Raw genomic sequence first — 24,028 nt, forward strand, 5'->3', positions numbered from 1 at the left:
GGCCTAGTCTAGTGGGCTCGGAGAGGTGTATAAGGGACAGGAGGAGCTGCTGACGGGGAGGAGCAGGAGCACCGATCCGGAGTCGAGCGGATCCACGGGGGCGAGCGCTCGCAGGAGGGCCGCGTCGTCGACTCCGGCCTCGCGAAGGGCACCGACCTCGTGCGGGTTCAGGTCGACAGGCATCGGTCCGTTGCCCAGGTCGGTGCCGTAGAACACGGTGCCGCCCGCGGCGTGGAACCGGCGCACGTTGTCGATCGCGGTCGCACGCTCGGGGTCGTCGTGGATCGCGAGCGTCGAGATCCATGAGGCGGAGGCCGCCTGACGCACGATCTCGTCATCGTCGAGGCGCTCCGTGAACGGCGCATGGGCGAGCCCGGCTGCGCCGAGAGCGACCACCCGCTGCGCTTCACCCGCACCTTCGGCGTGCGCGACGACGGGGAGGTCGTGGTCGGCCGCGACCCGGACGATCGCGCGGAACAGCTCGTCGGTGAAGACCGGCCCTGCGCCGCTGTTGCTGGTGACCTTGATGCAGGTGGCACCCGCATTCGCCATCCCGGAGACCGTGGCTGCGGCAGAGTCCGCGTCCGTGATCTCGCGGACCGATCCCTCCGGCGCCCAGTCCCGGTCGGAGGGATAGCCACCAGGAGCGGTCAGGAACGCCCCGGCGAAGTCGATCTCGACGTGGCGCCGGGCGGTGGGCGTGAGCTGACGCAGCACCTCGGGGTTTCCGCCGAGGTCGACCACGCGGCCGAGGCGAGACCCTGCCAGCAGAGTGTGGTCCACCAGCTGCAGGTGCACGTGGTGGTCGGTGAATCCGCCCGTGATGACACCTCCGATGCGGGGGAGTCCGGGGGCCGGGCGCTCATCACGCAGGCGCACACGCCCGTCGACGAGCTCGACGACGCCCTCGCGCCACGCGCTCCCGTCGAAGAACGTCGCAGCGTGCATCAGCTGCCGATCTCCGTGCGCACGGTGTAGAGCTCGGGGAAGAACGTCAGATCCAGTGCGCGCTGCAGGAAGCCGACGCCGCTGGAGCCGCCGGTGCCGACCTTCATACCGATCGTGCGAGCGACGGTCTTGAGGTGTCGGAACCGCCAGAACTGGAAGTTGTCCTCGAGGTCGACCAGGTCTTCGCAGGCCTCGTACAGATCCCAGTACCGGCTCGGGTTCTGGTAGATCTCGCGGATCGCCGGCACCAGTGCCGGTGTCTCCCGATAGGGCTCCCGCACGTCACGCTCGAGGATCTCCGTCGGAACCGGCAGCCCGCGGCGGGCGGCGAAGCGCAGGAACTCGTCGTACAGCGTCGGCTTCTCCCACTCGGCGGTGAGCAGCGCGAGGTTGGCCGGGTGGTCGGCGAACACACTCAACATCTTCGCGTTCTTGTTGCCGAGGGCGAACTCCACGGCGCGGTACTGCACGGACTGGAACCCGGAGGAGTTGCCGAGCGCCCCACGGAACTGCGCGTACTCGGTGGGCGTCAGCGTCGCGAGCACCGACCACTGCTGGGTCATCACGTCCTGGATGCGTTTCACTCGGGCGATGCGCTTCAGGGCTTCGCGCAGGTCGTCCCTGGCCAGCAGCTGACGCGCGGACGACAGCTCGTGCAGCAGCTGCTTGAGCCACAGCTCCGTGGTCTGGTGCTGGATGATGAACAGCATCTCGTCGTGGTGTTCGGGTTCGCTCACCGGGTGCTGCGCCGTGAGCAGCTGGTCGAGTGCCAGGTACGAGCCGTACGTCATGCGCCCAGACAGATCGGTGACGATGCCGGATTCGAGGGCGCGTTCGTTCTCGGTGTGCATCTGCCGAACATATCACTTTCGTGGCGAGCGTCACAGGAGTGTTATGTCACGCATCCGGGATTCAGAGCGCGGGAGTGCGGGGCGGCGGCGTGCGCCGTGTGCCCGGTCGGCCGAGAGCCTCGAATGCCGCGGCGAAGCGCAGCAGCCTCGTGTCGTCGTAGGCCCGTCCCGCGAACGTCAGCCCGATCGGCATGCCGATATCGCCCATCAGCCCCATCGGCACCGTGACCGTCGGGATGCCGAGGTGCCGTATCGCGAGGTTGCCGTTCGCGATCCACACGCCGTTGCGCCACCCGAGGTCGGCCGATTCCGGGTTCACGTCCATGTCAGCCGGGCCCACATCCGCGACCGCGGGGAACACGACGGCATCGAGCCGCAGCACGTCCATCCAGACTTCGAGGTCGCGGCGACGCGTCTCCTCCAGGCCGCGCAGACCGCTTTCGAGCTCGGGCATGTCCGCGATCCCGACGCCGGGGTTGTCGCGCACCCAGCCGGGGTACTCGGCGATGTCGTCGTCGAAGCCCGTGTAGCGGTCGGGGAGTGCGCCGTCCGGATGCGGGAAGATCGTCGCCCCGTCGATCTCGGTGAGCGAGTGCAGGGCCGGATCGCCGTTCGCCCGGAGGAAGTCCTCCCACGCCCATGCCGAGAGGTCGACGATCTCGCGGTGCAGGTATTCGGGTGACACGAGGCTGCGGGTGGCGATGGTGTGTGCGCCCGGTCGGTCGCCCTCGTAATTCGAGACGACGGGGAAGTCCACCTCGACCACGGTCGCTCCCGCGGCGGTGAGATCGTGGCGCGCCGCCTCCCAGCGTTCGATGATGCTCGCCCGTGTCTCGATGCGCCGGCCCGTCGGGCCGCCGACTCCGGGATTCTCGGCACTGCCGGCATCCGGGTCGGCGTTGATGTACATCCGGGGGATGCCGATGCGGGCGCCGACGAGGGGGAGGGCGGATTCCGTCGCGAGCTCCGGATACGACTCCGGCCGGAGGGAGGATGCGGCGGGCAGCTGCACCCACGGCTGCGCGCGCCAGAAGTCGCCACGGACCTCCGCATCGTCGGCCACGATCACGTCGAGCACCTCGAGGAGGTCCGCCATGGTGCGGGTGTGCGGCACCACGACGTCCATGGTCGGCACGAGAGGCCAATTGCCGCGGGTCGAGATCACCCCGCGGGAGGGTGTGTAGGCGCACAGCGCATTGTTGGTGGCCGGCCCGCGTCCGCTCGACCAGGTCTCCTCGCCGAGTCCGAAGGCCGCGAAGCTCGCCGCCGTCGCCGTGCCTGATCCGTTCGACGACCCCGAGGCGAAGGGGGCCGTGAGGAAGGCGGCGTTGTAGGGGCTCTCGGCTCGGCCGTAGACACCGCGCTGCATGCCGCCGTTCGCCATCGGGGGCATGTTCGTCAGCCCGAGGCAGATCGCTCCCCCCGCGCGCAGTCGTTCGATCGTGAAGGCGTCGCGCTGAGCGACGAGCTGTGCGAATGCCGGGCTCCCTGCGGCGGCCGTGAGCCCGCGCACGAGGTAGCTGTCCTTCGCGGTGTACGGGATGCCGTCGAGGGGACCGCGAGCCTCGCCCCTGGCGCGGCGTGCGTCAGAGGCCGCGGCCTCGTCCCGTGCATCCGCGTTCGCGACGACGACCGCGTTCAGGGCGGTCTCGGTGTCGGGGGCGTCGTACGCGGCGATGCGTGCGAGATACGCGTCGACCAGCGCGACGGCCGTCGTCTCCCCTGTCTCGAGGGCGCGGCGCAGGTCGGCGATGGACGCCTCGACCACGTCGACCATCAGCGGAGTCCGTCGAGCGCCGGCTGCTGCTGGGTGATGCAGTGGATGCCACCGCCGCGGTCGAACAGCGGACGTGCATCCACCGTGACGACCCGGCGGCCGGGGTAGGCGTCGGCGAGGATCTCGCGTGCTGCGGCATCGGCCTTGTCATCGCCGAAGCCGCACGCCACCACGCCGTCGTTCGTGACGAGGTGGTTGACGTAGCTCCAGTCGACGGGACCCTCGTCGTCGCTCAGCATCGACGGAGCGGGCAGCCCGATCACCTCGAAGCGGCGCCCGGCGGCATCCGTCTGCTCCGAGAGCAGGGCACGCAGCTCGCGGGTGACGGCGTGGTCGGGGTGGTCGGGGTTCTGCTGGTCGTGCAGCAGCAGTCGCCCGGGGCAGGCGATGGTGGCGACGATGTCGACATGGCCGTTGGTGCCGAAGTCGTCGTAGTCGCGCGTGAGCCCCCGGGGGAGCCAGATCGCTTTCGTGGCGCCGAGCGTGCGGGACATCTCGGCCTCCACCCGCTGCTTGTCGGCGTAGGGATTGCGGCGGGGGTCGAGCTGCACGGTCTCGGTGAGGAGCACAGTGCCCTCTCCGTCGACGTGGATGCCGCCCCCCTCGTTCACCAGGGCGGAGCTCACCAGCTCGGCACCGACGACGCCGGCCACGATGCGTGCGTGCTGTGCGGCCTTCCGCCACTCCGCCCATTCCGGGGCGCCCCACCCGTTGAAGATCCAGTCGACCGCTCCGAGGACGCCAGGACGCTCGTCGTCGACCACGAACGTGGGCCCTGAATCGCGCATCCAGAACTCGTCGACGGGTGCTTCCACGATGTCGATGCCGCTGCTGAGCATGCGCCGCGCCCTGGCGAGCTCGCTCGGGTCGACCAGCATCGAGACGGGCTCGAACTCGGCGACGGCATGAGCGACAGCGGTCCAGGTGGCATAGCCCTCTTCGCGCGCCGCTGCGGTGTCGCCGAGAGTCTCTCCCTCCGCGGGGAACGCCATCCACGTGCGCTCGTGACGTGCGGTCTCGGTGGGCATGCGCCAGCTCATCGTGGTCTCCTCGTGCGGCGGGTCCGACTATTGAACATGCGATCAACAGGTGTTACGGTAACCCCTGATGAAGACGACGTCAACAGGTGCGACCGCTCGGCGGATGTCGCCGCAGGAGCGCGATCACTCGATCCTCGAGGGGGCGCTCGGCCTTGCCCGCGAAAGCGGTCTGGAGAGCCTGACGGTCCGTGCGATCGCCGCCAGAGTGGGTGTCACCCCCGCCCTCGTCGCGCATTACCGACCGGGGATGGACGCCTTCGTCGCCGAGGTCTTCGGATCGATCGTGGCGGCCGAGCGCGAAGAGGTGATCTCCGCCTTCGACGACCGCCCGTCCCGCGACGCCGCTGAGCTGGACGCCGCTGAGTTGCGCGGTGGTCTGCTGCGCCTGATCGAGACCCTTCTCGACGCCGACCGCGACGACGTCACCCTCATCTGGGTGCAGGCGTGGGCGCTCGGTGCCCGCAACGAGGCGCTCGCCGCCCGTGTGCGGCAGGAGATGGACGGATGGCAGAGCGCGCTCGAGGAGATCTTCGCCCGCGCAGCCGCCGACGGGGGGATCGAAGCGGGTCGCGCCGACACGGCCGCATGGCTGCTGCTCGCGATGGTCGACGGCATGAACGCGCACTCGCTGGTCAAGTGGGCGCCGCGCGACCGTGCCGACCTCGCCAGGCGCGCACTGTCCGCCGTGCTGGACAGTGCCGCCCCCGATGCCCTCGTCGGTGCTCGATCCTCTGACTCCCGACCTGCTGACTCCCGACCTGCTGACTCCCGACCTGCTGACTCCTGACCTGATGACACGTAAAGGAACGCCCATGGATGCTGTGCGCATGCACGCGGCCTCGCCCGAATCGACCGCGATCGTCGATGCCGTGCTCGACTACTCGCGTCGCCGCATGCTCGCGGCCGATGTGCCGCTCGACAAGCCGCAGTCCGAGGCCGAGCTGAACCGCCTCGTCGGGCCGACCATCACGGACGCGGGGCTGGGGGCGGCGCGGGCGCTCAGCGTGTTCGAGCATGTGCTCGCCCCGGCCTGCCTGACGACGAGTCATCCGCTGTACCTGTCGTTCATCCCGACGGCGCCGACCATGGCCGCCATCGCCTTCGACCTCGTCGTGTCGGCCTCCGGGCTCTACGGCGGCAGCTGGCTCGAAGGGGCCGGGGCCGTGCACGCCGAGAACGAGGTGCTGTCGTGGTTGGCCGGCGAGTTCGGGCTCCCCGACACGGCCGGTGGCGTCTTCGTGCAGGGCGGCACGATCGGGAACCTCTCGGCGCTGGTGGCCGCCCGTGAGGCGGCGAAAGCCCGTCTGGTCGCGGCGGGGAGGGAACTGCCGAGCCGGTGGAAGATCCTCTGCAGCGTCGAGGCGCACTCCTCGAACAAGTCGGCCGCGCGCGTGATGGATGCCGACGTGCTGCTGGTGCCGGCGGGAGAGGACGGCGTGCTGCGTGCCGAGGGCGTCCGCGAGGCGCTGGCCGAGCACGGGGACGAGATCTGCGCGGTGGTCGCGACCGGGGGATCGACGAACTTCGGCATCGTCGACGACATCGCCGGCATCGCCGCACTCAAGGACGAGTTCGACTTCTGGCTGCACATCGACGGCGCCTACGGCCTCACGGCCATGCTGGCCCCGGAGGCTCGGCACCTGTTCGCGGGTGTGGAGCGCGCCGACTCGGTCATCGTCGACCCGCACAAGTGGCTGTTCGCTCCGTTCGACTGCTGTGCCCTGATCTACCGCGACCCCGACAGCGGACGTCGGGCGCACACGCAGCACGCCGAGTACCTCGACATCCTGACCGACGTCGACGAGTTCAGTCCCTCGGACTATTCGATCCAGCTCACTCGTCGACCGCGCGGTCTGCCGATGTGGTTCTCCGTCGCGACTTACGGCGTGACGGCATACCGCGAGGCCGTGAGCGCCGGTCTCGCTCTGACCCGGCGGATCGCCGACGAGATCGCCCGACGCCCCGAACTGAAACTGGTGCGCGACCCGCAGCTGTCGATCGTGGTGTTCGAGCGCGAAGGATGGGAGCGCGCCGACTATGACCGCTGGTCGGCCGCTCTGCTCGACTCGCAGCGTGCCTTCGTGGTGCCCAGCTCCCACGCCGGTCGTCCGAACACGCGCTTCGCGATCCTGAATCCGCTCACCACGTTCGAAGACCTCGTCGGCATCCTCGACACCATGAGGTAGGCGAGGCGGACTCGACCTGCAGGGTGGGCAGGTCAGGCGGTGATTCCGGCCAGCAGACGGTGCAGGCCGTACTCGAAGGCGCGATCGACGTCGCCGCCGAGGCGGAACGCCCCGGACAGCTCCATCTGCAGGAAACCCGTGGCCCACGCCGTGAAGAAGCGCGCGGCGTCGAGGGCGTCTTCCTGCCCGACCAGGGCGGAGGCGGTGCGGATCAGGGGCGCGGCTGACCGTTCGAGGGCATCGTGCGGGGCCGCGATCGTGAACATGAGGCGGAAGCCCTCCGGATGCTGGTGCGCGAAGTCGCGATAGGCGTGCGCGAGCGCACCGATGTCGTCGCCCGCGGCTTCGAGACGTGCGGTGAGCGCGTCGATCGAGGCTGCGGCGACGGCGGAATGCAGTGCGTCACGGTCTCGCACGCGCTTGTACAGCGAGGGGGCGCGGACCCCCACCCGTTCTGCGACGGCCTGCATCGTGAGTCCGGAGGGACCGGCGACCTCGAGGATCTCCCGCCCGGCGGCGACGATCTCCTCGGTGGAAGTGCGTTCGGGTGTCGGCATCGATCCTCCTGCGACGGCTGTGGACTGTCATGGCTATTGACATTAGCCATGATAGCTACGTATCGTAGCCATCGCAATCATCCCGAGAGGATCAGCCATGAAGCTCGCTCCGCACCTGCACCGACTGGGCAACGACATCGTCGCCTCCTACCTCATCGACCTGCCGGAGGGGATCACCCTGATCGACGCCGGTCTCCCCGGACACTGGCACGATCTGCAGCGCGAGCTCTCGACGATCGGGCGCCCTCTGTCCGATATCCGCGGTCTCGTGTTGACGCACGGCGACGGCGACCACATCGGCTTCGCCGAACGGCTGCGGAAGGAGGTCGGGGCACCGGTGTTCATCCACGAGGCCGACAGCCATCGGGTGCGCACCGGCGAGAAGCCCAAGACCCCCATGGGGCCGGCCAAGATCGGACCGACGCTCGGGTTCCTCACCTACGGACTCCGCAAGAACGCGCTGCGCACGCCACACGTGTCGGTCGTGACCGAGGTGACAGACGGCGATGTGATCGACCTGCCGGGCGCGCCGGTCGTGCTCGGGATGCCCGGCCATTCGCCTGGGAGCATCGCGGTGCACGTCCCCGCCGTCGACGCGGTGTTCGTCGGCGACGCTCTGACGACCCGTCACGTGCTCACCGGTCGCACCGGCGCCCAACCCGCACCGTTCACCGACGAGCCCGCGGAGGCACTGGCCTCGCTCGACCGTCTCGCCGACGTGTCGGCGGCGTGGGTGCTGCCGGGGCACGGAGCGCCCTGGCACGGTTCCCCCTCCGACATCGCCGCAGCGGTCCGCGCTTCCGCCTGACGCGCCGCGGTCAGGTCGGCGCGGGTCAGTGGGCCGCGAGCACCGTCGCGGTGTCACTCATCGTGATCTGCGGCGGGTAGAGACTCATCACCCGCAGGGCGGCGGCGTGATTCTCCGCGGTCGAACCGGCACAGGCGTCGGCCGCTATCGTCACATGTGCGCCCGCGTCGGCGGCGGCCAGCGCGGTCGAGATCACGCAGCAGTCGGTCGAGACGCCCGCGAGCACGACGTGCCCGCCGCGTCCGATGATCCGCTCGAGCTCCGGACCCCACTTGCCGAACGTCGGCAGGTCGATGCTCGGGTGCGGCGAGAGCGCCTCGGCGTCGGGGACGAGGGCGAACAGGGGATCGCTCGGCGGTTGGTCCGCGAAGGGCCAGGCGTCGAAGTACGCACCCCACGACGTCGTCCTGTCGGCGGTCGGCATCCAGCGGGTCACGATCACGCGATCGCCGAACGCATCGGCCAGGGCGCGGATGCGCGGCATCACCTCGGGGAAGAACGGCGATCCCCAGGCGGAATCCGGCGCGGCGAAGATGGTCTGCGGATCGATCACCACGAGCCAGGTGTCGGTGGTCGCGGACGCATTCACGCGGCCTCCTGCTGCCGGATCTTCGCCGCCCTCGCGAAGTACGTCACGAGGAACGAGAGCACCAGCGCGAAGAACACTCCGAGGTTCGCATAGGCCCACTCGCCGTCGCGGCCGCCGATGAGGAACAGCAGGTAGCCCTGCCAGTTGTTCCAGGCTGCGTCCTCGGCGAAGTTGTTCACGACCAGGCCCCAGCCGATCACGCTGGTGACGACCATCGTGCCGATCGAGGTCCAGTCCCACGCGCCGTAGCGTCCGCGCTGGTCGAACAGTGCCTCTTCGTCGTAGTCCTTCCGGCGGCGCAGGATGTCGGCGATGAGGATGCCGGCCCACGAGGCGAGGGGAACGCCGAGCGTGATCAGGAAGCTCTGGAACGGTCCGAGGAAGTCGGTCGCGAAGAACACCACGAAGATCGTGCCGACCGTGAGGATGACCCCGTCGATCGCTGCGGCGGACGGGCGGGGGATCCGGATGCCGAGGCTGAGCAGCGTGAGCCCGGAGGAGTAGATGCCCAGCACCGCGCCCGAGACGAGGGCGAGTACCGCAGTGAGCAGGAACGGTACGAGCACCCACACCGGCAGTATCGAGGCGAGCGCGCCGATGGGGTCGGCGGCGATCGCGTTCATGAGGTCTTCGTCGGAGCCGCCCAGCAGCAGGCCGAACACCACGAGGATCACCGGTGCCACCGATCCGCCGATCGTGTTCCAGGCGACGATCGCCCCGTCCGATGCGGTGCGCTTCTGATAGCGCGACCAGTCGGCGGCGATGTTGATCCAGCCGAGACCGAAACCGGTCATCACCATGACGAGCGCGCCGATCACCTGGCCGACGCCGCCGTCGGGTCGGGCCAGCACGACCGCGAGGTCCACCTGCGGAGCGGCGAGCACGATGTAGAGCACGGTCACGACACCGGTGATCCACGTGAGCACCGACTGCAGCTTCATGATCGTGTGATAGCCGAGCACGGACGCCGTGACGATCAGCGCTGCGACGATCACGGTGGCGACGATCTTGAGCGCGATGCTGTCTCCATCACCTCCGAGCTGGGTGATCACGGTGGCGGTGGCGAGCACGGCCATGATCGCGAGGAACGTCTCCCAGCCGATCGAGGTGAGCCACGAGACGATCCCCGGCACCTTCTGACCCTGCACGCCGAAGGCCGCCCGCGAGAGCACCATCGTCGGCGCGGAGCCGCGCTTGCCGGCGATCGCGATGAGCCCGCAGAGCAGGAACGACACGACGATGCCGATGACCGAGACGATCGTCGCCTGCCAGAACGAGATGCCGAAGCCGAGGACGAACGACCCGTACGACATGCCGAACACCGACACGTTCGCGGCGAACCACGGCCAGAACAGGTCTCGCGGCTTCGCTGTCCGCTCGGATTCGGGGATGATCTCGATGCCCGCACGCTCGATGAGGGCCGGCTTGATGTCCGTCATGCTCACATCCTGGCACTGCCGAGGCGGTCGCAGGCGGTTTCGGCGGCGGCCCCGCCGCGGTGTGCAGCCGGCGGGGGCCTAGCCGGCGAAGAAGGACTGCGCTGTGCGGGTCAGATCGTGCAGGTCCGAGACCCCTGCGAGCTCTCGCGCGGAGTGCATGGACAGGATGGGGATGCCCACGTCGACCGTACGGATGCCGAGCCTGGTCGCCGTGATCGGGCCGATGGTCGAACCGCACGGCACGCTGTTGTTGGATACGAACTCCTGCGTCGTGACCCCGGCGCGCTCGCACCAGGAACGCCACGATGCCGTGCCGACCGCATCCGTGGCGTAGCGCTGGTTGGCGTTGATCTTCAGGATCGGTCCCGATCCGAGCACCGGCTGCACCACGGGGTCGTGCTTGGCGGCGTAGTTCGGGTGCACCGAGTGTCCGACATCGCTCGACAGGCACCACGACGACGCGTAGGCCTGGCGGCGTGCGGATCCGTCGGCGCCGAGGCCGGCGTACACGCGTTCGAGCACGTCTTCGAGGAAGGGGCCCGCCGCGCCGGAGCGCGACTCCGAACCCAGTTCCTCGTGGTCGAAGGCGGCGAGCACCGCGATGGGTGCTCCGGCTGCGGGGGCGTGCGCCTCGAGGGCCACCACGCCGGCGTGCACCGAGGCGAGGTCGTCGAGGCGTCCCGACGCGAAGAACGCGTTGTCCTTACCGAACACCGCACCGCGGGCGGAGTCGGCGATCACCACGTCGTAGCCGCGAACGTCGGAGGCCGAGGCGCCGGCGGAGGAGGCGAGCTCGGCGAGGATGTCGGCCTCGGTCGGGTCGCCGAGCCCCCACACCGGTTGCGTCTCGGTCTGCTTGTCGAGGGCGAGGCCATTGTTCACACCGCGGTCGAGGTGGATCGCCAGCTGCGGCAGACGCAGCAGAGCTCCGGTGTCCGCCAGCACGACACGGCCGTCGGCCAGTGCCAGTCGCCCGGCGAGGCGCAGCTCGCGGTCGAGCCACGAGTTCAGCAGCGGTCCGCCGTACACCTCGACGGCGGCCTGCAGCCAGCCCCGCGAGCCGGTCGTCGGCTGCGGCTTGAGCTTGAAGCCCGGGGAGTCGGTGTGCGCGCCGAAGATCTGCACGGGCGTCGTGGCCGCAGCATCCTCGGGGACGACCCAGGCGATCGCCGCCCCGTCGCGCACGACGACGAAGCGTCCACCGGTCGTCGGCCAGGCGTCCTCCTCGTGCAGCCGGTGGAAGCCCGCAGCCTCGAGCCGTCGGGCGACCTCCGCCGCCGCGTGGTAGCTCGACGGGGAGGCGGCGACGAAATCGGCGAGGTCCTCGGCGTGGGCGAGAGCGGCGGGGGTGACGGGCATGTCGTGACCTTCCTGGAGAGCGCGGTCCTTCGAGCGTAGTCGGGGTCTCCGTGCGTCCTCCACGACGGCGGCCCGCGCCCGCGCTGTTTCCCGGCCGTTCATCCCGGCGGGTTAGGGTGGTCCCGATAGCGCCTAGGGTTCCGGGGTTCGCGCCCGTCTGGTCCGAGCGGCGCCACGGCTCTCCTCCGCAGGAGAGCCGTCATCTGACAGGACAAAAGCCCGGAGGACCCTGTTCGTCGCGCCGTGCGCCGGACGGAAGGGTCTGTTGTGTCTCCTCTCGCCTTCGTCCTCGTCTTCGGTGCGGCCATCGCCCACGCGGCGTGGAACATCATCGCGCACGGCATCAGCAGAGCGGGCGCGCCGTTCCTGTGGTGGGGCGCCGTCGCCAGCACCGTGGTCTGGATCGGCGCGGTGCCGTTCACGGGAGGTCTCGGCGCCGACGATCTGTGGTCGTTCGCCCTCGGTGTCGTCGTCTCGTCGGTGCTCCACGTCGGCTACATGGCGGTGCTCCAGCGCGGCTATCGCGAGGGCAACCTCTCCACGGTGTACGCGACGGCCCGCGGCACCGGGCCCTTCCTCTCGGTGATCGTGGCCGTGCTGCTGCTGGGCGAGCGCCCGTCGGTGCTCGCGCTGATCGGGGTGGCGGCCGTGATCGCGGGCGTCGTCGCCATCGGACTCGTCGACCGGGGCAGGGGATCCGGCACCCGGCGGATGGATCCCGGCATCGTCTTCGGCATGCTCACCGGTGTCGCGATCGCCGTCTACACGATCTGGGATGCGCACGCGGTGCGCACGTGGAACCTCTCGCCGGTCGCCTTCATGGTGGGCACGACGCTGTTGCAGGTGCCGTTCTACTCGATCGCGGTGCGTCGGCGCTGGGACGCGGTCTGGGCGCTCTGGCGCACGCAGTGGCGCCGCATCCTCGCGTTCGGTGCCCTGTCACCGCTGTCGTACATCCTGGTGCTGACCGCGATCCAGATCGCCCCGGTGGCGCTGGTGGCGCCCCTCCGCGAGGTCAGCGTGGTGCTGGTGAGTCTGTTCGGGGTGTTCGTGCTGCGGGAGTCGCGCGGGGGCTGGCGGATCGCGGCATCCCTCGTCGTGGTGACCGGGATCGTCCTCCTCGCCGTGTGAGCCGTTGAGCGCGGGATCGACGGGTGGTGTCGAGCGTATTCCGGAATGCCAGGAAAGTACCTCTGAACAGGACTGTTTCGGCCCGGAAATGTCGGTGGTGGGGTGTGGGATGGACGTATGAACCCCCTCGCGGAAGCTCTGGATCGGGTCGTCGCCGACCTCGACGCCGTGCTGTCCGCCGCACAGCTCGCCGGACTCGACGATGCCGCGCGACTGGATGTGCTCCGCGGCGCGGGCGAGGCGCTTCGTCGCGTGGAGGCCGTCGTCGTGGAGACGACCGCCTCCGCCGAGCCCCGCTTCGCCGAGGCGACCGGATGCCGATCGATGAACGAGCTCCTGCAGCGGGTGCTGCGGGTGGATGCACCCGGAGCGTCTCGGGTGGTGAAGGCGGCCGAGGCGGTTCGGCGCGAGGTGGCGCTGACGACGGGGGAGCGGCTCCCGGCGCGCTTCCCCGCGATCCGCGAGACGATGCTCGACGGCGTGATCGGGGTGGCCGGTGTGCTCGCGGCGACCGGGCCGGTCCTGCAGGCCGGCGATCGGATCGGGGCGGAGGATCGGATCTCGGCCGACGCCGCGCTGGCCGATCTGGCACGCGGACTCCCCGAGGCGGACGGGGGCGCCGAAGGTGGAGGGCCGCCCGCCACCCCTGACGACCTCCGGCAGTACGCGATGCTGCTCGCGCAGCTGCTCGATCCGGATGGTGCCGAGCCGACGGACGCGAAGGCGCGGAATCGGAGATTCCTCACCATCGGGCGCCTGCGCAACGGGGTGCATCCGCTCCGGGGCAACCTTCTTCCCGACGTGGCCGCGCAGCTGCAGCTCATCATCGACGCTCAGAACAATCCGAAGACCGATGGCCCGCCAGAGCCGGGCGTGACCTTCCGGTCGGAGAGTGAGCGATCGGGCGCTGGAGTCGAGTCCGGCGCAGACGTCGCCGGGGCCGATCCGTGGAACTCCGACCCGCGCAACGTGATCGAACAGCGCACCGCCGCGCAGAAGCGGCACGACGCCGTGGCGGCAACACTGGCGATCGCCGCGCGTCACGAAGACATGCCTCGACTCGCCGGAGCATCCCCGACGCTCGTGGTGCACGCCGACGCGGACGACCTCGTCTCGGGCACCGGGTGGGCGACCGTAGCCGGCTCGCAGTCGCCGGTGCCGATCGGAGTCGCGACCCAGGCCGCGTGCACGGGCGCCATTCAGCGGGTGCTGTTCGACCACGGCCGGATCGTCGGCACGACCGTCACTGATCGGGTGTTCACGGTCCACCAGCGGCGCGCGATCATCGCTCGCGATGGAGAGTGTCTGATCCCCGGGTGCCATGTGCCGGCGTCATGGTGCGAGATCCACCACGTCGTCGAGCACGCCAGGGGAGGACCGACCGATACGGACAACGGCGTGCCCCTGTGCTGGTGGCATCACCGTTCGCTGGACCGATCGGGGTGGGAGATCCGGATGGCGGGAGGTACCCCGCAGGTCCGGGGCCCGGCATGGTGGGATCCCGAGCGTCGCTGGCGTGTTCCGCGGCAGCGCGAGACCGCAGTTGCGTGATAGCGCTGAAACGCGGTGGGTGATCAGCGGAAGCTGACGAGTCCGGCGTGTGCGGCCGTCACGAGGATCTGCACGCGGTCGCGCAGGTGCCACTTCGACATCATGCGCCCGAGGTGTGCCTTCACCGTCCCCTCGGAGACGATGAGCGCCTTCGCGATCTCTGCGTTCGACATCCCCTGCGCGAGGCAGTTCAGCACCTCGACCTCGCGCTCGGTGAGCGGTTCGAGCGCGGCGGCGTCGGCGGCGACCGGGGTCGAATCGCGGACGTGCTTGATCAGCATCGAAGCGATCCGCGGCGACAGCGAGCTGGCCCCGCTGTGCACCTCGCGCACACCGGTGACGATGTCCTCCGCGCTGGAGTCCTTGAGCAGATAGCCGGAAGCGCCGGCGCTCAGCATGGGGAGCACCGTGTCGCTGCCGTCGAGCGTGGTGACAGCGAGCACGCGCACGTGCGGCCATCGCTCGGCGATGACACCCGTCGCCTCGATGCCGTCCATCTCAGGCATCTGCACGTCCATCATCACGACGTCGGGCTGTTCGCGCTCGACAGTGGAGATCGCCTCGAGACCGTCCTCTGCCTGCGCGATCACGCTGATCTCCGGGTCGCGCGAAACGAAGTGCGACAACGCCGAACGGACGAGGGGATCGTCATCGACGATCACGACACGGATTTCCTGCATAGGGGGAAGCCTAACGGCGCGGGCACCTGATGGACGTCATGTAGACCTTTGGCCAAAAAGGTCTGGACCTGAGACAGATGTGCGCCACTCCTGTCGCCGAGAAGATGAATACAGACATCGACGAACGACTACATAATGGAGGTGAAGGTAATGACTTTCTGGCAGCAGGTTGGCAAGTTTTTTGGTCTCGTCCGCTAGCGTACCTGGCGAATAGGAGATAGTGAACTATGGCCTTCGACCAGTCACCCCGGCGATCTACTGATTCGTTCCGGTTGGGTCGAGGCGAGAAGCTCAGCGCGATAGAGCGGATCGTCGTCCTGGTCATCGTCTCCATCACCATCGCCACGGACGTCATAGGTTTCTTCACCACACCGGGGGTCAACCCGATAGCCCTTCTGGTGAGCGTCGCATGTACGGCAGCGTTCGCTCTCTATCTCTGGAACCCGCTCATCGCGACATGCGCCCTCGGCGTCGTGTTCGCGGCATCATTTCTCGTGGGAACGGAGTCCCAGGTTCTGACCGCCGCCGCTGTCGCGGCTGGGCTCGTCATGAGGCTGGGATGGACATCCCTGATCCTGTCGTACACCGGTACGTTCCTCATCGCTGCGGCTCTCGTCGCCAACGGCGTTGCTGACTCGGGTGTGAACGTCGGTCTCTTCCTCATCTTCGCCACGGTGGCCGGAGCTGTCGGGTTCGCCCTTCGGTTGGCCTTCGCCCGTGGCAGTCGCCTCGAGCGCGAACTCGAAGAGCGGGCTGAACAAGAACGACAGGCAGTGCTCGCCGAGCGACGTTGGATCGCCGGGGAGCTGCACGACAGCATCGCGCACCACCTCACGGTGGTGTCGCTGCACGTGCAGATGCTCGAAGACCCCGAGATGAGCACCGACTCTCGAGAGGCGATCCGCGTCGCCGCTCGCAAGGCCATGACCGATCTCCGTTTCGTGATCGAGCTCGCCGACGACGGTCCGCAGTCGTCGAGCGTGCAGACGGGCGACCTCGCGGCGGCTGTCGACGAGGCGCAGAGCGAGTTCGAAGCGGCGGGCCACTCCGTGGCCCGCGTGGGCGATCCCAGCGACGAGCGCATCCCGCGGGCCGTCGAGATCGTCCTCGCGCGCATCGTGCGCGAGTCCGCCACCAACATCCTCAAATACGCAGGCCCCGGCGAGGTGCTGATCGACCTCGCCGTGGACGACGATGTCGCGCACCTCATGCTGCGCAGCCCCCTCCCCACGACGCCGCGCCGTGAACTCTCGTCGAGTCGGACAGGACTTGGCCGGATGGCGGAGCGCGTGATGGGAGCGAGTGGCGAGTTCAGCGCCGGCGAAGTCGACGGGTTCTGGGTCGTGTCGGCCCGACTTCCGGTCGTCTGATGCCCTAGAGTGTGTGAGCACCCTCTCCACGCTCCGCGAGAACCTAGACGAAGGTCTAGCGAGGTCTCGACGTTCGACACTGTGGAACGAGTTGCAGTCCGCCATATTCTGAGGGTTCCCCAGATAAAGCGTCCCCAGCGCTGCGATCGCGAGCGCGGTCTTTCTGGCTTCTGAAACACTTTGCGCGCTCGCGATCGCCTTCTGCGTTAACGGCTGTCTTTCCGGCCTTCCGCGCGACGCTCCGTACCGCGCGACTACCCGCCCACTGCGCGCATGTAGTGGCCATCGGTGGAGATCCCCGATGCGGCGACGGTGAACCGCACGACCTCGCTCAGGTACCGGTCCTCCGAGGCCTCGAAGATCCGCCCCTCCGCGTCACGCGAGGTGCGGGTGAGACGCAGGATGGGCGTCCCGCGCGGCACGCGCAGCAACTCCGCGTCCTGGTCGTCAGCGGCCACGGCGTCGATCACGTGCTGGAGAGTGACGATGGGGTGCCCGACCGACGAGAGGTACTCCGTGATCGACACCTCGTCCAGATCCACCTCGAACAGCCTCCGGCCCGCGACCTCGGTGTAGTTGAGCCGCTCCAGCATGGTGGGGCGCCCGTCGAGCAGACGCAGCCTGACCACGCTCACGATCGTGTCCCCGGCGTCGACGCCGAGTGCCGCTCCGAGCTCTCCGGCGCGTCTCAGGCTCAGCTCCTGCGTCTCGGCCCCCGGCGTGACGCCCAGCTCGCGGGCCCAGCGAGTGAACGGCACCGACATGTCGACCGCCTGGCTCGCCTTCCTGGCGACGACCCGCGCCGGCCGACCGCGACTGGTCTCGATCAGGCCTTCGCCGCGGAGCGCGGCCAGGGCGTTGCGGATCGGCCCACGCGACGTGTGCCATCTCTCCGCGAGCTCCGCTTCGGTGGGTACGTCATCCCCGGGGCGCAGGGCACCCGCGGCGATCTGGGCGCGCAGGTCGTCGGCGATCTGGGTGTACACAGCTTCAGCCACATAGGTACATTACTTGGTCAGTCCGAGCGGCGTTGCCTCGTTCCAGGAGTGTTCACTCAGGCGAATCCCCGGTAAACGCGGCCTGAACTCTTCCGAGTTAGGTACATATCTGCGCTCATCACCTGCCAGAGTCTTCCGTGGATCACCCCTCACACCCTGAAAGGTCCTCATGAAGCTTCGCGCTCTCCCCGCCCTCGCCGGCGTCGCGCTCCTCGCCCTCGGCCTCGCCGCCTGTTCCGGCTCGGCAGATGCCGCCGGCACTCCCGGCGCCGACGAGTCGTCTTCCGCCAGCGGATTCGCGGTCGACGAGAACACCCTGGTCTTCGGTGTCGTGCCCGACTCCGTCGACACCGAGACCAACTACCAGCCGCTCATGGACTACATCGCCGAGATCACCGGCAAGACGGTCGAGTACCACGAGTCGACCGACTACGCCGCGCTCATCGAGGCCGCGGTCGCCGGCAAGGTCGACGTCGCATCGTTCTCCGGCTTCACCTACGTCACCGCCACCAACAACGGCGCCAAGCTCACCCCGATCTCCTCGATCGTGACCGAAGAAGGCCAGGAGCCCGGTTACTTCTCGCAGGCCATCGTCCCGGCCGGCAGCGACATCAAGAGCATCGATGACTTCAAGGGCAAGAAGGTCTGCTTCGTCGACCCGTCCTCCACCTCGGGCTACCTGTTCCCGTCGTACAACCTGCTCAAGGCCGGCATCGACCCCAAGACCGACATCACGCCGGTCTTCGCGGGCAAGCACGATGTGAGCGTCACCAAGGTCGGCGAGGGCGTGGAGTGCGAGGCGGGCTTCGCCGAGGACTCCGAGGTCGAGAAGTCGGACAAGGTGAAGGTCGTCGACGAGACGATGGTTCCCGGCGCGCCGCTGGTCTACTCGTCGACGCTTCCCGACGACGTCTCGAAGAAGCTCATCGACGGCCTCTCCGAGATCACGATCGACGACATCATCGCCGCCGGCATCGACGGTGCGGACACCGACGCCTTCCGCAGCGTCTTCTACGCCACGAAGCCGGTCGACGACGCGTACTACGACCTGATCCGCGACATCTGCAAGGAGACCGAAGCGGAGCAGTGCCAGGGCTGAGCCCGGCCTGACCTTTCGCCTCACCCGGCGCCCTCCGTCTCGTCCGCCTCACCCGGACGAGACGGAGGGCACCACCGCACGACTCACGACAACACAGGAGCTACGACATGACCGCCTCGGCATCCGACGCCCTCATCCGCCTCGACGGCGTGACGAAGACCTTCGGGACGACCACCGCGCTGAAGGATGCCTCGCTCGAGGTGTCCCGCGGAGAGATCGTCGTGCTCCTCGGCCTCTCCGGCTCGGGCAAGTCGACTCTGCTGCGTCACCTCGACGGCCTCGAGATCCCCACCGCGGGCTCCGTTGAGGTGCTGGGCGCCCAGGTCCCGTCGCTGAAGGGAAGGGCACTGCGCGACCTCCGCAGCCGTGTGGGGTTCATCTTCCAGCAGTTCGAGCTGGTTCCCTCTCTCACCGTGCTCGAGAACGTGCTCACCGGATCGCTGTCGGGCGTGCGCGGCCCGCGCCTCGGCCTCTGGGGATACTCGCGGGCCTCGAAGCTCACCGCCCTCGAACACCTCGACCGCGTCGGCCTCCTCGATCGCGCCTACCAGCGCAGCGACACCCTCTCCGGCGGACAGCAGCAGCGCGTGGCCATAGCCAGGGCACTCATGCAGAAGCCGGCGATCCTGTTGGCCGACGAGCCGGTCGCCTCACTCGACCCTGAGTCGAGCGAACAGGTCATGGCCCTGATCCGCGAGATCGCCGCCGACGAGGGACTCACGGTCGTGTGCAGCCTGCATCAGGTCGACCTCGCGATCTCCTGGGCCGACCGCATCGTGGGTCTGCGCCACGGCGAAGTGGTGCTCGACACCCCGACCGGTGACCTCACCAAGTCCGAGGTCATGGAGATCTACGGGCGCGTCGCCACCACGACCGCCGAGATCCGTGCCGTGGCCGAGGAGCTCGTGGAGGCGGCTGCGCAGGTGGCCGCATCATGACGGCCCTCGACTCCGCGACGGATGCAGCCACACGCGGCGGTGGGCCGGTGCCTCGGGGCGGCGGGCAGACGGTCGCCGAGCGCGCTCCGAAGCGCCCGATCTCGCCCGAGCGGATCGCGGCATCGCTCACCCTGGTCGCGCTCGTGGTGCTCGGCATCCTCGCCGTCCGCGACGTCGACATCTCGATCCCGGCGATGGTGCAGAGCCGGGGCAACGCCGAGAACTTCATGGCCCGCGTCGGCGGCCTCACCTTCCCGGCCCCCGCAGACCTCGCCTGGCTGATCGCCCTCACGGTGGGCCTCGTGCTCGTGGGCACGCTGCTCGCCGCCGTGCTCTCGGTGCCGATCGCGTACCTCGCCGCCGCCAACACCACGCCAGGCAACGGGTGGCGCGCGGCCGCGCGCTTCATCGGCGTCCTCACCCGCGCCCTGCCCGACGTCGTCCTCGCGATGGCGTTCGTGCTGATGTTCTCTCTCGGCACGCTTCCCGGCATCCTCGCCATCGCCATCCACTCGATCGGCATGATCTCGAAGATGTTCGCCGATGCGATCGAGCAGATCGACGAAGGACCGCGTCTCGCCATCCGCGCAGCGGGCGGGTCGAAGATGCAGGAGTTCACGTCGGGCATCCTGCCGCAGGTACTGCCCAGCTGGGTGGCCACCGTGCTGCACCGCAACGACATCAACCTGCGCGGCAGTGTCGTGCTCGGCTACGTCGGCGTCGCCGGCCTCGGCCTCGAGATGTCCTACGCGTTCAAGTCGCTCAATTACGGCAAGGGCCTCGGCATCGCACTGGTGATCTTCATCCTGTGCGTCGCGATGGAGATCGTCTCGAGCATGGTCCGCGGAGCGATGCTCGGCGAACAGAAGCACACCCGCTCCTGGATCGACCGGATCCTGCATCCGCGCCTCGGTGCGCACGCATCCACCCAGGTCGAGCGCCCCGCCTGGGCGGCCAGCCCGGAGACCGCCGTGCGTCGCCCCTGGACCGCGCAGCGCATCCGGCACACCATCGCCGGCGTCGTCGCCGTGCTCGTGGTGATCGGAAGCGTGCTGGTCAGCCAGATCAACTGGATGGACCTCATCACATTCTGGGCCAAGCTGCCAGAGGTCGCGGCGAAGTTCTGGCCGCCCTCGTTCGGCAACTACGACGCGAGTGCCATGTTCCAGGCCATGCGCGAGACCGTCGCGATCGCTCTCGCCGCGACCGTGCTCACCCTGCTCCCGTCACTGCTGCTCGGCTCGCTCGCGGCCCGCAACGTCGCTCCGAGCTCGGGAGCTCGGGGGACCGCACGGCTCCTGCTCGTGGGCATCCGCGGCATCCCGGAGCTGATCCTCGCGATCGTGCTCGTGGTCATCACGGGTCTCGGGGCGCAGGCCGGCGTCATCGCGCTCGCGATCGGCGGCATCGGACTGCTCGGCAAGCTCATCGCCGACTCGTTCGAAGAGGTGGACCGCGGACCGGAGCGCGCGCTGCGGGCGGTCGGCGCGACACGTCTGCAGACCTACACCTCGGCGACCGTGCCGCAGGGCATGCAGGCGCTCATCGGGCACAGCTTCTACATGCTCGACACGAACATCCGTGCGGCGACGATCCTCGGCATCGTCGGCGGTGGCGGGGTCGGCTACTACCTGCTCAACGCCAGCCAGGGGTCCCGCTACGAGACCGTGACGGCCATCGTGCTGATGATCCTCGCCACGGTGCTCGTGGTCGAAGGTCTCGCCATGTGGATGCGGAAGGTGTTCCGATGAATCGCGCTCTCGACACGGCGGATGTGGTCGTCGTCGGCTCCGGCATCGTCGGCCTCGGTGCGGCGTACGCGGCGGTCCGGCGTGGGCTGCGGGCGATCGTCGTCGACCGCACGGATGGGCCGGTCGGTGCGACGATCCGCAACTTCGGACACCTCTGCATCGGCGCGCAGGGTGGCGAGGCGCGGCGCTACGCCGATCTCGCGCGCGACCTGTGGCTGCGCCTCTCGCGGGATGCGGGATTCTGGCTGCGAGAGTCGGGCACGCTGGTCGCCGCCAGACACGACGACGAGCTCGCCGTGCTGGAGGCGGCATCCCGTGAGGGAGGCATCCGCATGCTCGAAGCCTCGGAACTCCTGCGGTCGGCCCCGCTCCGCGCCGAGGGACTCGTCGGCGGCGCGCACATCGAGACCGACCTGCAGACGGATCCGCGCACCGCGGCGGACGCGATCGTGCGCCACCTGGTCGCCCTCGGTGTCGAATTCCGCTTCCGCACCGCGGTCACCGCTGTGGGGGCCGGGCGGGTGGACACGACTCGGGGGCCGATCGCCTGCGGGAGCGTCGTCGTCGCCGTGAATCACGACATCGACCAGCTGCTCCCGGAGGTCGCCGAAAGGCACGGGGTCGTGCGGTGCGCGCTCGACATGATGCGGGCGGCCGTGTCGTTCCCGCGTCCGCTCGCGGCCCCCCTGCTCACCGGCTGGTCGCTCGTGCGCTACGGCCGCTTCGCGGACGGACCGGAGGCCCGTGCGGTGCGCGAGCGTCTGCACACCGAGCGGCCCGATCTCGCAGCGATCGACCTCAACCAGATGTACACGCAGCTCCCCGACGGCACGCTCATCATCGGGGACTCGCACGCCACGGCGCTCTCCCCGGCGCCGTTCCAGCCCGAGGCCGCATTCACCGCGTTCCTCGACGAGGCCGAGGCGCTGTTCGACGCACCCGCACCGCGGGTGATCGAGCGCTGGCAGGGCGTGTACGCGAAGGGCCCGCAGGAGTTCCTGATCGACCGGGGCGACGACGGTGTGCTGGTGCTCGCCGCGACGACCGGCATCGGGATGACCACGGGCCTCGGACTCGCCGAAGAGAACCTCGCCGCCGCCTTCGGGTGGACGGCAGCAATGGAAGGAACATCATGACCACTCCTCTCGAACTCGCCGTCCTCGATATGGCGGGGACCACGGTGCTCGACGACGGCGTCGTGGAGCAGGCCTTCCAGCGCGCCGCCGAGCGCACCGGCGTCGCCGACCGGATGCCGTGGGACGAGGCGCTCGACTACGTGCGCGTGACCATGGGGCAGTCGAAGATCGACGTCTTCACGCACCTCTCCGGCGGCGACGCAGAGGCCGCGGCACGTGCCACTGCCGCGTTCGAGGGCGCGTACGCCGAGATCGTCGCCGAGCAGGGCGTCTCCGAGATCCCCGGTGCCGCCGATGCGATCCAGGGGTTGAAGGACGCCGGGCTGAAGGTCGTGCTCACCACCGGCTTCGCCCCGGTGACCCGAGACGCCCTGATCGACGGACTCGGCTGGCGATACCTCGTCGACCTCGCGCTGTCGCCGATCGACGCCGGACGCGGACGCCCGGCGCCCGACCTCGTGCTGGCGGCCCTGCTGCGCACGCAGGCGTCATCCGTCCAGTCGATCGCGGTCGTCGGCGACACCGTCAGCGATGTCGAGTCGGGTCGTCGAGCCGGCGCCGGATTCGTCGCGGGCGTGCTCACCGGCGCCCACGATCGTCCGGCGCTGAGCGCCGCCGGAGCCGATGCCGTGCTGAGCGATGTGAGCGCGTTGCGGGATGTGCTCGTCCAGCGCGAGCTGCTGCCGCTCGTCGCCACCTCCTGAGGGATCGCGCCATGGGAACGCTGCTGATCCGTCCGCCCGGCCACCGCCGAGACGTCGCGCTGCGCCCGGCGGCCACCGCGATGGTCTGGGTCGGCGAAGGCCACCCGCACGAGACGATCGCGGTACCGGGAGTGGCTCTCGCGGACGGGGACGCGCTCGTGGCGGTCGAGATGTCGACGATCTGCGGATCCGACGTGCACACGGTGCGGGGACGACGATCCGCTCCGACGCCCCTGGTGCTCGGACACGAGAGCGTCGGACGGGTGATCGCCATCGGCGACGCCGGCGCGCGCACCGTGGACGGCACTCCGCTGCGGATCGGCGATCGGGTGGTGTGGTCGGTGACCGTATCCTGCGCGAGCTGCGATCGCTGCCTGCGGGGGCTGCCGCAGAAATGCCGTGATCTGGGGAAGTACGGGCACGATCGCGTCGGCGCGCACGGCGACCTCACCGGAGCGTTCGCGAGTCACGTGCAGCTGAGGGAGGGGACGGCCATCGTCAGGGTGCCCGAGGCGCTCCCCGCCGCGGTGCTCGCGCCCGCCTCGTGCGCCACGGCCACCGCGTGGGCGGCGGTCGCTCGAGCGGCGAAGGACCACGACCTCGACGGGGCCTCCGTGCGGATCCACGGCGCGGGTCTCGTGGGGCTGTCCGCCGCAGCCATCGCCGCCGAACAGGGGGCGACCGTGGAGGTGCGGGACCCGAACGTCGACAGGCAGGGTCTGGCCGCACGGTTCGGAGCGACGCGTCTCGACCGGGATCCTGATGTCGTGATCGAGGCGTCGGGGCATGCCGTGCAGGAAGCACTCGCCGGCGTGGCGGTCGGGGGGACGGTCGTGCTGGTCGGGAGCGTGTTCCCCGCTGACCCGGTTCCGTTCGACGCCGAGAGCATCGTGCGCCGGCTCGTCACCGTCGCGGGCATCCACAACTACACGGGCGCAGAGCTGGCTGAAGCGGTGGCGTTCCTCGCGGGCCGGGGGAGGGCCTATCCGTTCGCCGATGCCGTTGGCGCGGTGCGGCCGCTCTCCGAGATCGATGCGGCGCTGCGCGAGGCGACCACCCCACAGGCGCCGCTGCGGATCGGGCTCCTGCCCGGCCAGTGAAGCTGCGGCCAACGCG

22 protein-coding genes are annotated in these 24,028 nt (G+C 69.3%); 12 read left to right on the forward strand and 10 right to left on the reverse strand.

The genetic code is table 11. The annotated features are described in order from the left end of the window. Nucleotides 1–3: 3 nt before the first annotated feature. The 4 genes from FFS56_RS15065 to FFS56_RS15080 form a co-directional block, all read right to left on the reverse strand. Nucleotides 4–948: a hydrolase gene (locus tag FFS56_RS15065; RefSeq protein WP_137772329.1), complete on the reverse strand. Its 945-nt coding sequence runs from the start codon at nucleotides 946–948 to the stop codon at nucleotides 4–6. Beyond that, entirely contained in the window at nucleotides 948–1,799 is an 852-nt protein-coding gene (locus FFS56_RS15070) for a tryptophan 2,3-dioxygenase family protein (protein ID WP_127012641.1), read from the reverse strand. The genes FFS56_RS15065 and FFS56_RS15070 overlap by 1 nt, the downstream gene beginning before the upstream one ends. 61 nt (nucleotides 1,800–1,860) lie before the next feature. After that, nucleotides 1,861–3,576, reverse strand: coding sequence for an amidase (locus FFS56_RS15075; protein ID WP_046747720.1), 1,716 nt, complete (start codon nucleotides 3,574–3,576; stop codon nucleotides 1,861–1,863). Continuing rightward, entirely contained in the window at nucleotides 3,576–4,616 is a 1,041-nt protein-coding gene (locus FFS56_RS15080) for an agmatine deiminase family protein (RefSeq protein WP_127012640.1), read from the reverse strand. The genes FFS56_RS15075 and FFS56_RS15080 overlap by 1 nt, the downstream gene beginning before the upstream one ends. Nucleotides 4,617–4,683: 67 nt before the next feature. Between FFS56_RS15080 and FFS56_RS15085 the strand changes: the two genes are divergently transcribed. Both FFS56_RS15085 and FFS56_RS15090 read left to right on the forward strand, forming a co-directional pair. Beyond that, nucleotides 4,684–5,403: a TetR/AcrR family transcriptional regulator gene (locus FFS56_RS15085; RefSeq protein ID WP_082108611.1), complete on the forward strand. Its 720-nt coding sequence runs from the start codon at nucleotides 4,684–4,686 to the stop codon at nucleotides 5,401–5,403. Between the two features lie 25 nt (nucleotides 5,404–5,428). Then, nucleotides 5,429–6,802, forward strand: a complete 1,374-nt coding sequence (locus FFS56_RS15090) for a pyridoxal-dependent decarboxylase (RefSeq protein ID WP_171011043.1) — start codon at nucleotides 5,429–5,431, stop codon at nucleotides 6,800–6,802. A gap of 32 nt (nucleotides 6,803–6,834) precedes the next feature. Here FFS56_RS15090 and FFS56_RS15095 read toward each other — a convergent pair whose 3' ends face one another. Then, the gene (locus FFS56_RS15095) at nucleotides 6,835–7,359 is read right to left on the reverse strand and encodes a TetR/AcrR family transcriptional regulator (protein ID WP_046747724.1); all 525 of its coding nucleotides are present in this window, start codon (nucleotides 7,357–7,359) and stop codon (nucleotides 6,835–6,837) included. 97 nt (nucleotides 7,360–7,456) lie between these two features. On the opposite strand from FFS56_RS15095, the gene FFS56_RS15100 reads away from it, so the two are divergent. Continuing rightward, nucleotides 7,457–8,167, forward strand: coding sequence for an MBL fold metallo-hydrolase (locus FFS56_RS15100; protein WP_046747725.1), 711 nt, complete (start codon nucleotides 7,457–7,459; stop codon nucleotides 8,165–8,167). A 25-nt stretch (nucleotides 8,168–8,192) separates the two neighbouring features. Here the strand turns inward: FFS56_RS15100 and FFS56_RS15105 are convergent, their stop codons facing one another. From FFS56_RS15105 to FFS56_RS15115, 3 genes are all read right to left on the reverse strand, one after another. Next, nucleotides 8,193–8,756, reverse strand: coding sequence for a cysteine hydrolase (locus FFS56_RS15105; RefSeq protein ID WP_061015729.1), 564 nt, complete (start codon nucleotides 8,754–8,756; stop codon nucleotides 8,193–8,195). Beyond that, nucleotides 8,753–10,195 (reverse strand): cytosine permease, encoded by a 1,443-nt coding sequence (locus FFS56_RS15110; protein ID WP_061015727.1) that lies wholly within the window; start codon nucleotides 10,193–10,195, stop codon nucleotides 8,753–8,755. Before FFS56_RS15110 ends, FFS56_RS15105 begins: the two co-directional genes overlap by 4 nt. Before the next feature lie 78 nt (nucleotides 10,196–10,273). Then, nucleotides 10,274–11,554 (reverse strand): M18 family aminopeptidase, encoded by a 1,281-nt coding sequence (locus FFS56_RS15115; RefSeq protein WP_127012639.1) that lies wholly within the window; start codon nucleotides 11,552–11,554, stop codon nucleotides 10,274–10,276. A 267-nt stretch (nucleotides 11,555–11,821) separates the two neighbouring features. Between FFS56_RS15115 and FFS56_RS15120 the strand changes: the two genes are divergently transcribed. Both FFS56_RS15120 and FFS56_RS15125 read left to right on the forward strand, forming a co-directional pair. Continuing rightward, nucleotides 11,822–12,685 carry an EamA family transporter gene (locus FFS56_RS15120; RefSeq protein ID WP_127012638.1) on the forward strand — a complete coding sequence of 288 codons (864 nt, stop codon included), beginning with the start codon at nucleotides 11,822–11,824 and terminating at the stop codon, nucleotides 12,683–12,685. A 117-nt stretch (nucleotides 12,686–12,802) separates the two neighbouring features. Beyond that, nucleotides 12,803–14,236 carry an HNH endonuclease signature motif containing protein gene (locus FFS56_RS15125; protein WP_127012637.1) on the forward strand — a complete coding sequence of 478 codons (1,434 nt, stop codon included), beginning with the start codon at nucleotides 12,803–12,805 and terminating at the stop codon, nucleotides 14,234–14,236. 23 nt (nucleotides 14,237–14,259) lie between these two features. Here FFS56_RS15125 and FFS56_RS15130 read toward each other — a convergent pair whose 3' ends face one another. Then, nucleotides 14,260–14,916 (reverse strand): response regulator transcription factor, encoded by a 657-nt coding sequence (locus FFS56_RS15130; protein ID WP_218867291.1) that lies wholly within the window; start codon nucleotides 14,914–14,916, stop codon nucleotides 14,260–14,262. Nucleotides 14,917–15,143: 227 nt separating this feature from the next. Between FFS56_RS15130 and FFS56_RS15135 the strand changes: the two genes are divergently transcribed. Next, a complete protein-coding gene (locus FFS56_RS15135; RefSeq protein WP_127012636.1) occupies nucleotides 15,144–16,286 on the forward strand; it encodes a histidine kinase in 1,143 nt (380 codons plus the stop codon). Nucleotides 16,287–16,540: 254 nt separating this feature from the next. Here the strand turns inward: FFS56_RS15135 and FFS56_RS15140 are convergent, their stop codons facing one another. Beyond that, the gene (locus FFS56_RS15140; protein ID WP_046747733.1) at nucleotides 16,541–17,284 is read right to left on the reverse strand and encodes a GntR family transcriptional regulator; all 744 of its coding nucleotides are present in this window, start codon (nucleotides 17,282–17,284) and stop codon (nucleotides 16,541–16,543) included. 169 nt (nucleotides 17,285–17,453) lie between these two features. On the opposite strand from FFS56_RS15140, the gene FFS56_RS15145 reads away from it, so the two are divergent. The 6 genes from FFS56_RS15145 (at nucleotide 17,454) to FFS56_RS15170 (ending at nucleotide 24,012) form a co-directional block, all read left to right on the forward strand. Continuing rightward, a complete protein-coding gene (locus FFS56_RS15145) occupies nucleotides 17,454–18,383 on the forward strand; it encodes a phosphate/phosphite/phosphonate ABC transporter substrate-binding protein (protein WP_046747734.1) in 930 nt (309 codons plus the stop codon). A 107-nt stretch (nucleotides 18,384–18,490) separates the two neighbouring features. Then, nucleotides 18,491–19,321, forward strand: a complete 831-nt coding sequence (gene phnC, locus FFS56_RS15150; protein WP_046747735.1) for a phosphonate ABC transporter ATP-binding protein — start codon at nucleotides 18,491–18,493, stop codon at nucleotides 19,319–19,321. Next, complete coding sequence (phnE, locus tag FFS56_RS15155; RefSeq protein WP_127012635.1) at nucleotides 19,318–21,072, forward strand: phosphonate ABC transporter, permease protein PhnE; 1,755 nt, start codon at nucleotides 19,318–19,320, stop codon at nucleotides 21,070–21,072. Before phnC ends, phnE begins: the two co-directional genes overlap by 4 nt. Then, on the forward strand, nucleotides 21,069–22,208 hold the full coding sequence (locus tag FFS56_RS15160) for a TIGR03364 family FAD-dependent oxidoreductase (protein WP_127012634.1): 1,140 nt from the start codon (nucleotides 21,069–21,071) through the stop codon (nucleotides 22,206–22,208). Before phnE ends, FFS56_RS15160 begins: the two co-directional genes overlap by 4 nt. Further along, nucleotides 22,205–22,912 carry a phosphonatase-like hydrolase gene (locus FFS56_RS15165; RefSeq protein ID WP_127012633.1) on the forward strand — a complete coding sequence of 236 codons (708 nt, stop codon included), beginning with the start codon at nucleotides 22,205–22,207 and terminating at the stop codon, nucleotides 22,910–22,912. Before FFS56_RS15160 ends, FFS56_RS15165 begins: the two co-directional genes overlap by 4 nt. A gap of 11 nt (nucleotides 22,913–22,923) precedes the next feature. Then, nucleotides 22,924–24,012 carry an alcohol dehydrogenase catalytic domain-containing protein gene (locus FFS56_RS15170; RefSeq protein ID WP_052748693.1) on the forward strand — a complete coding sequence of 363 codons (1,089 nt, stop codon included), beginning with the start codon at nucleotides 22,924–22,926 and terminating at the stop codon, nucleotides 24,010–24,012. The last annotated feature ends 16 nt before the right edge of the window (nucleotides 24,013–24,028 follow it).

Origin of the sequence: Microbacterium sp. Beta, assembly GCF_005502545.1 — a bacterium.
Taxonomy (GTDB): domain Bacteria; phylum Actinomycetota; class Actinomycetes; order Actinomycetales; family Microbacteriaceae; genus Microbacterium; species Microbacterium oxydans.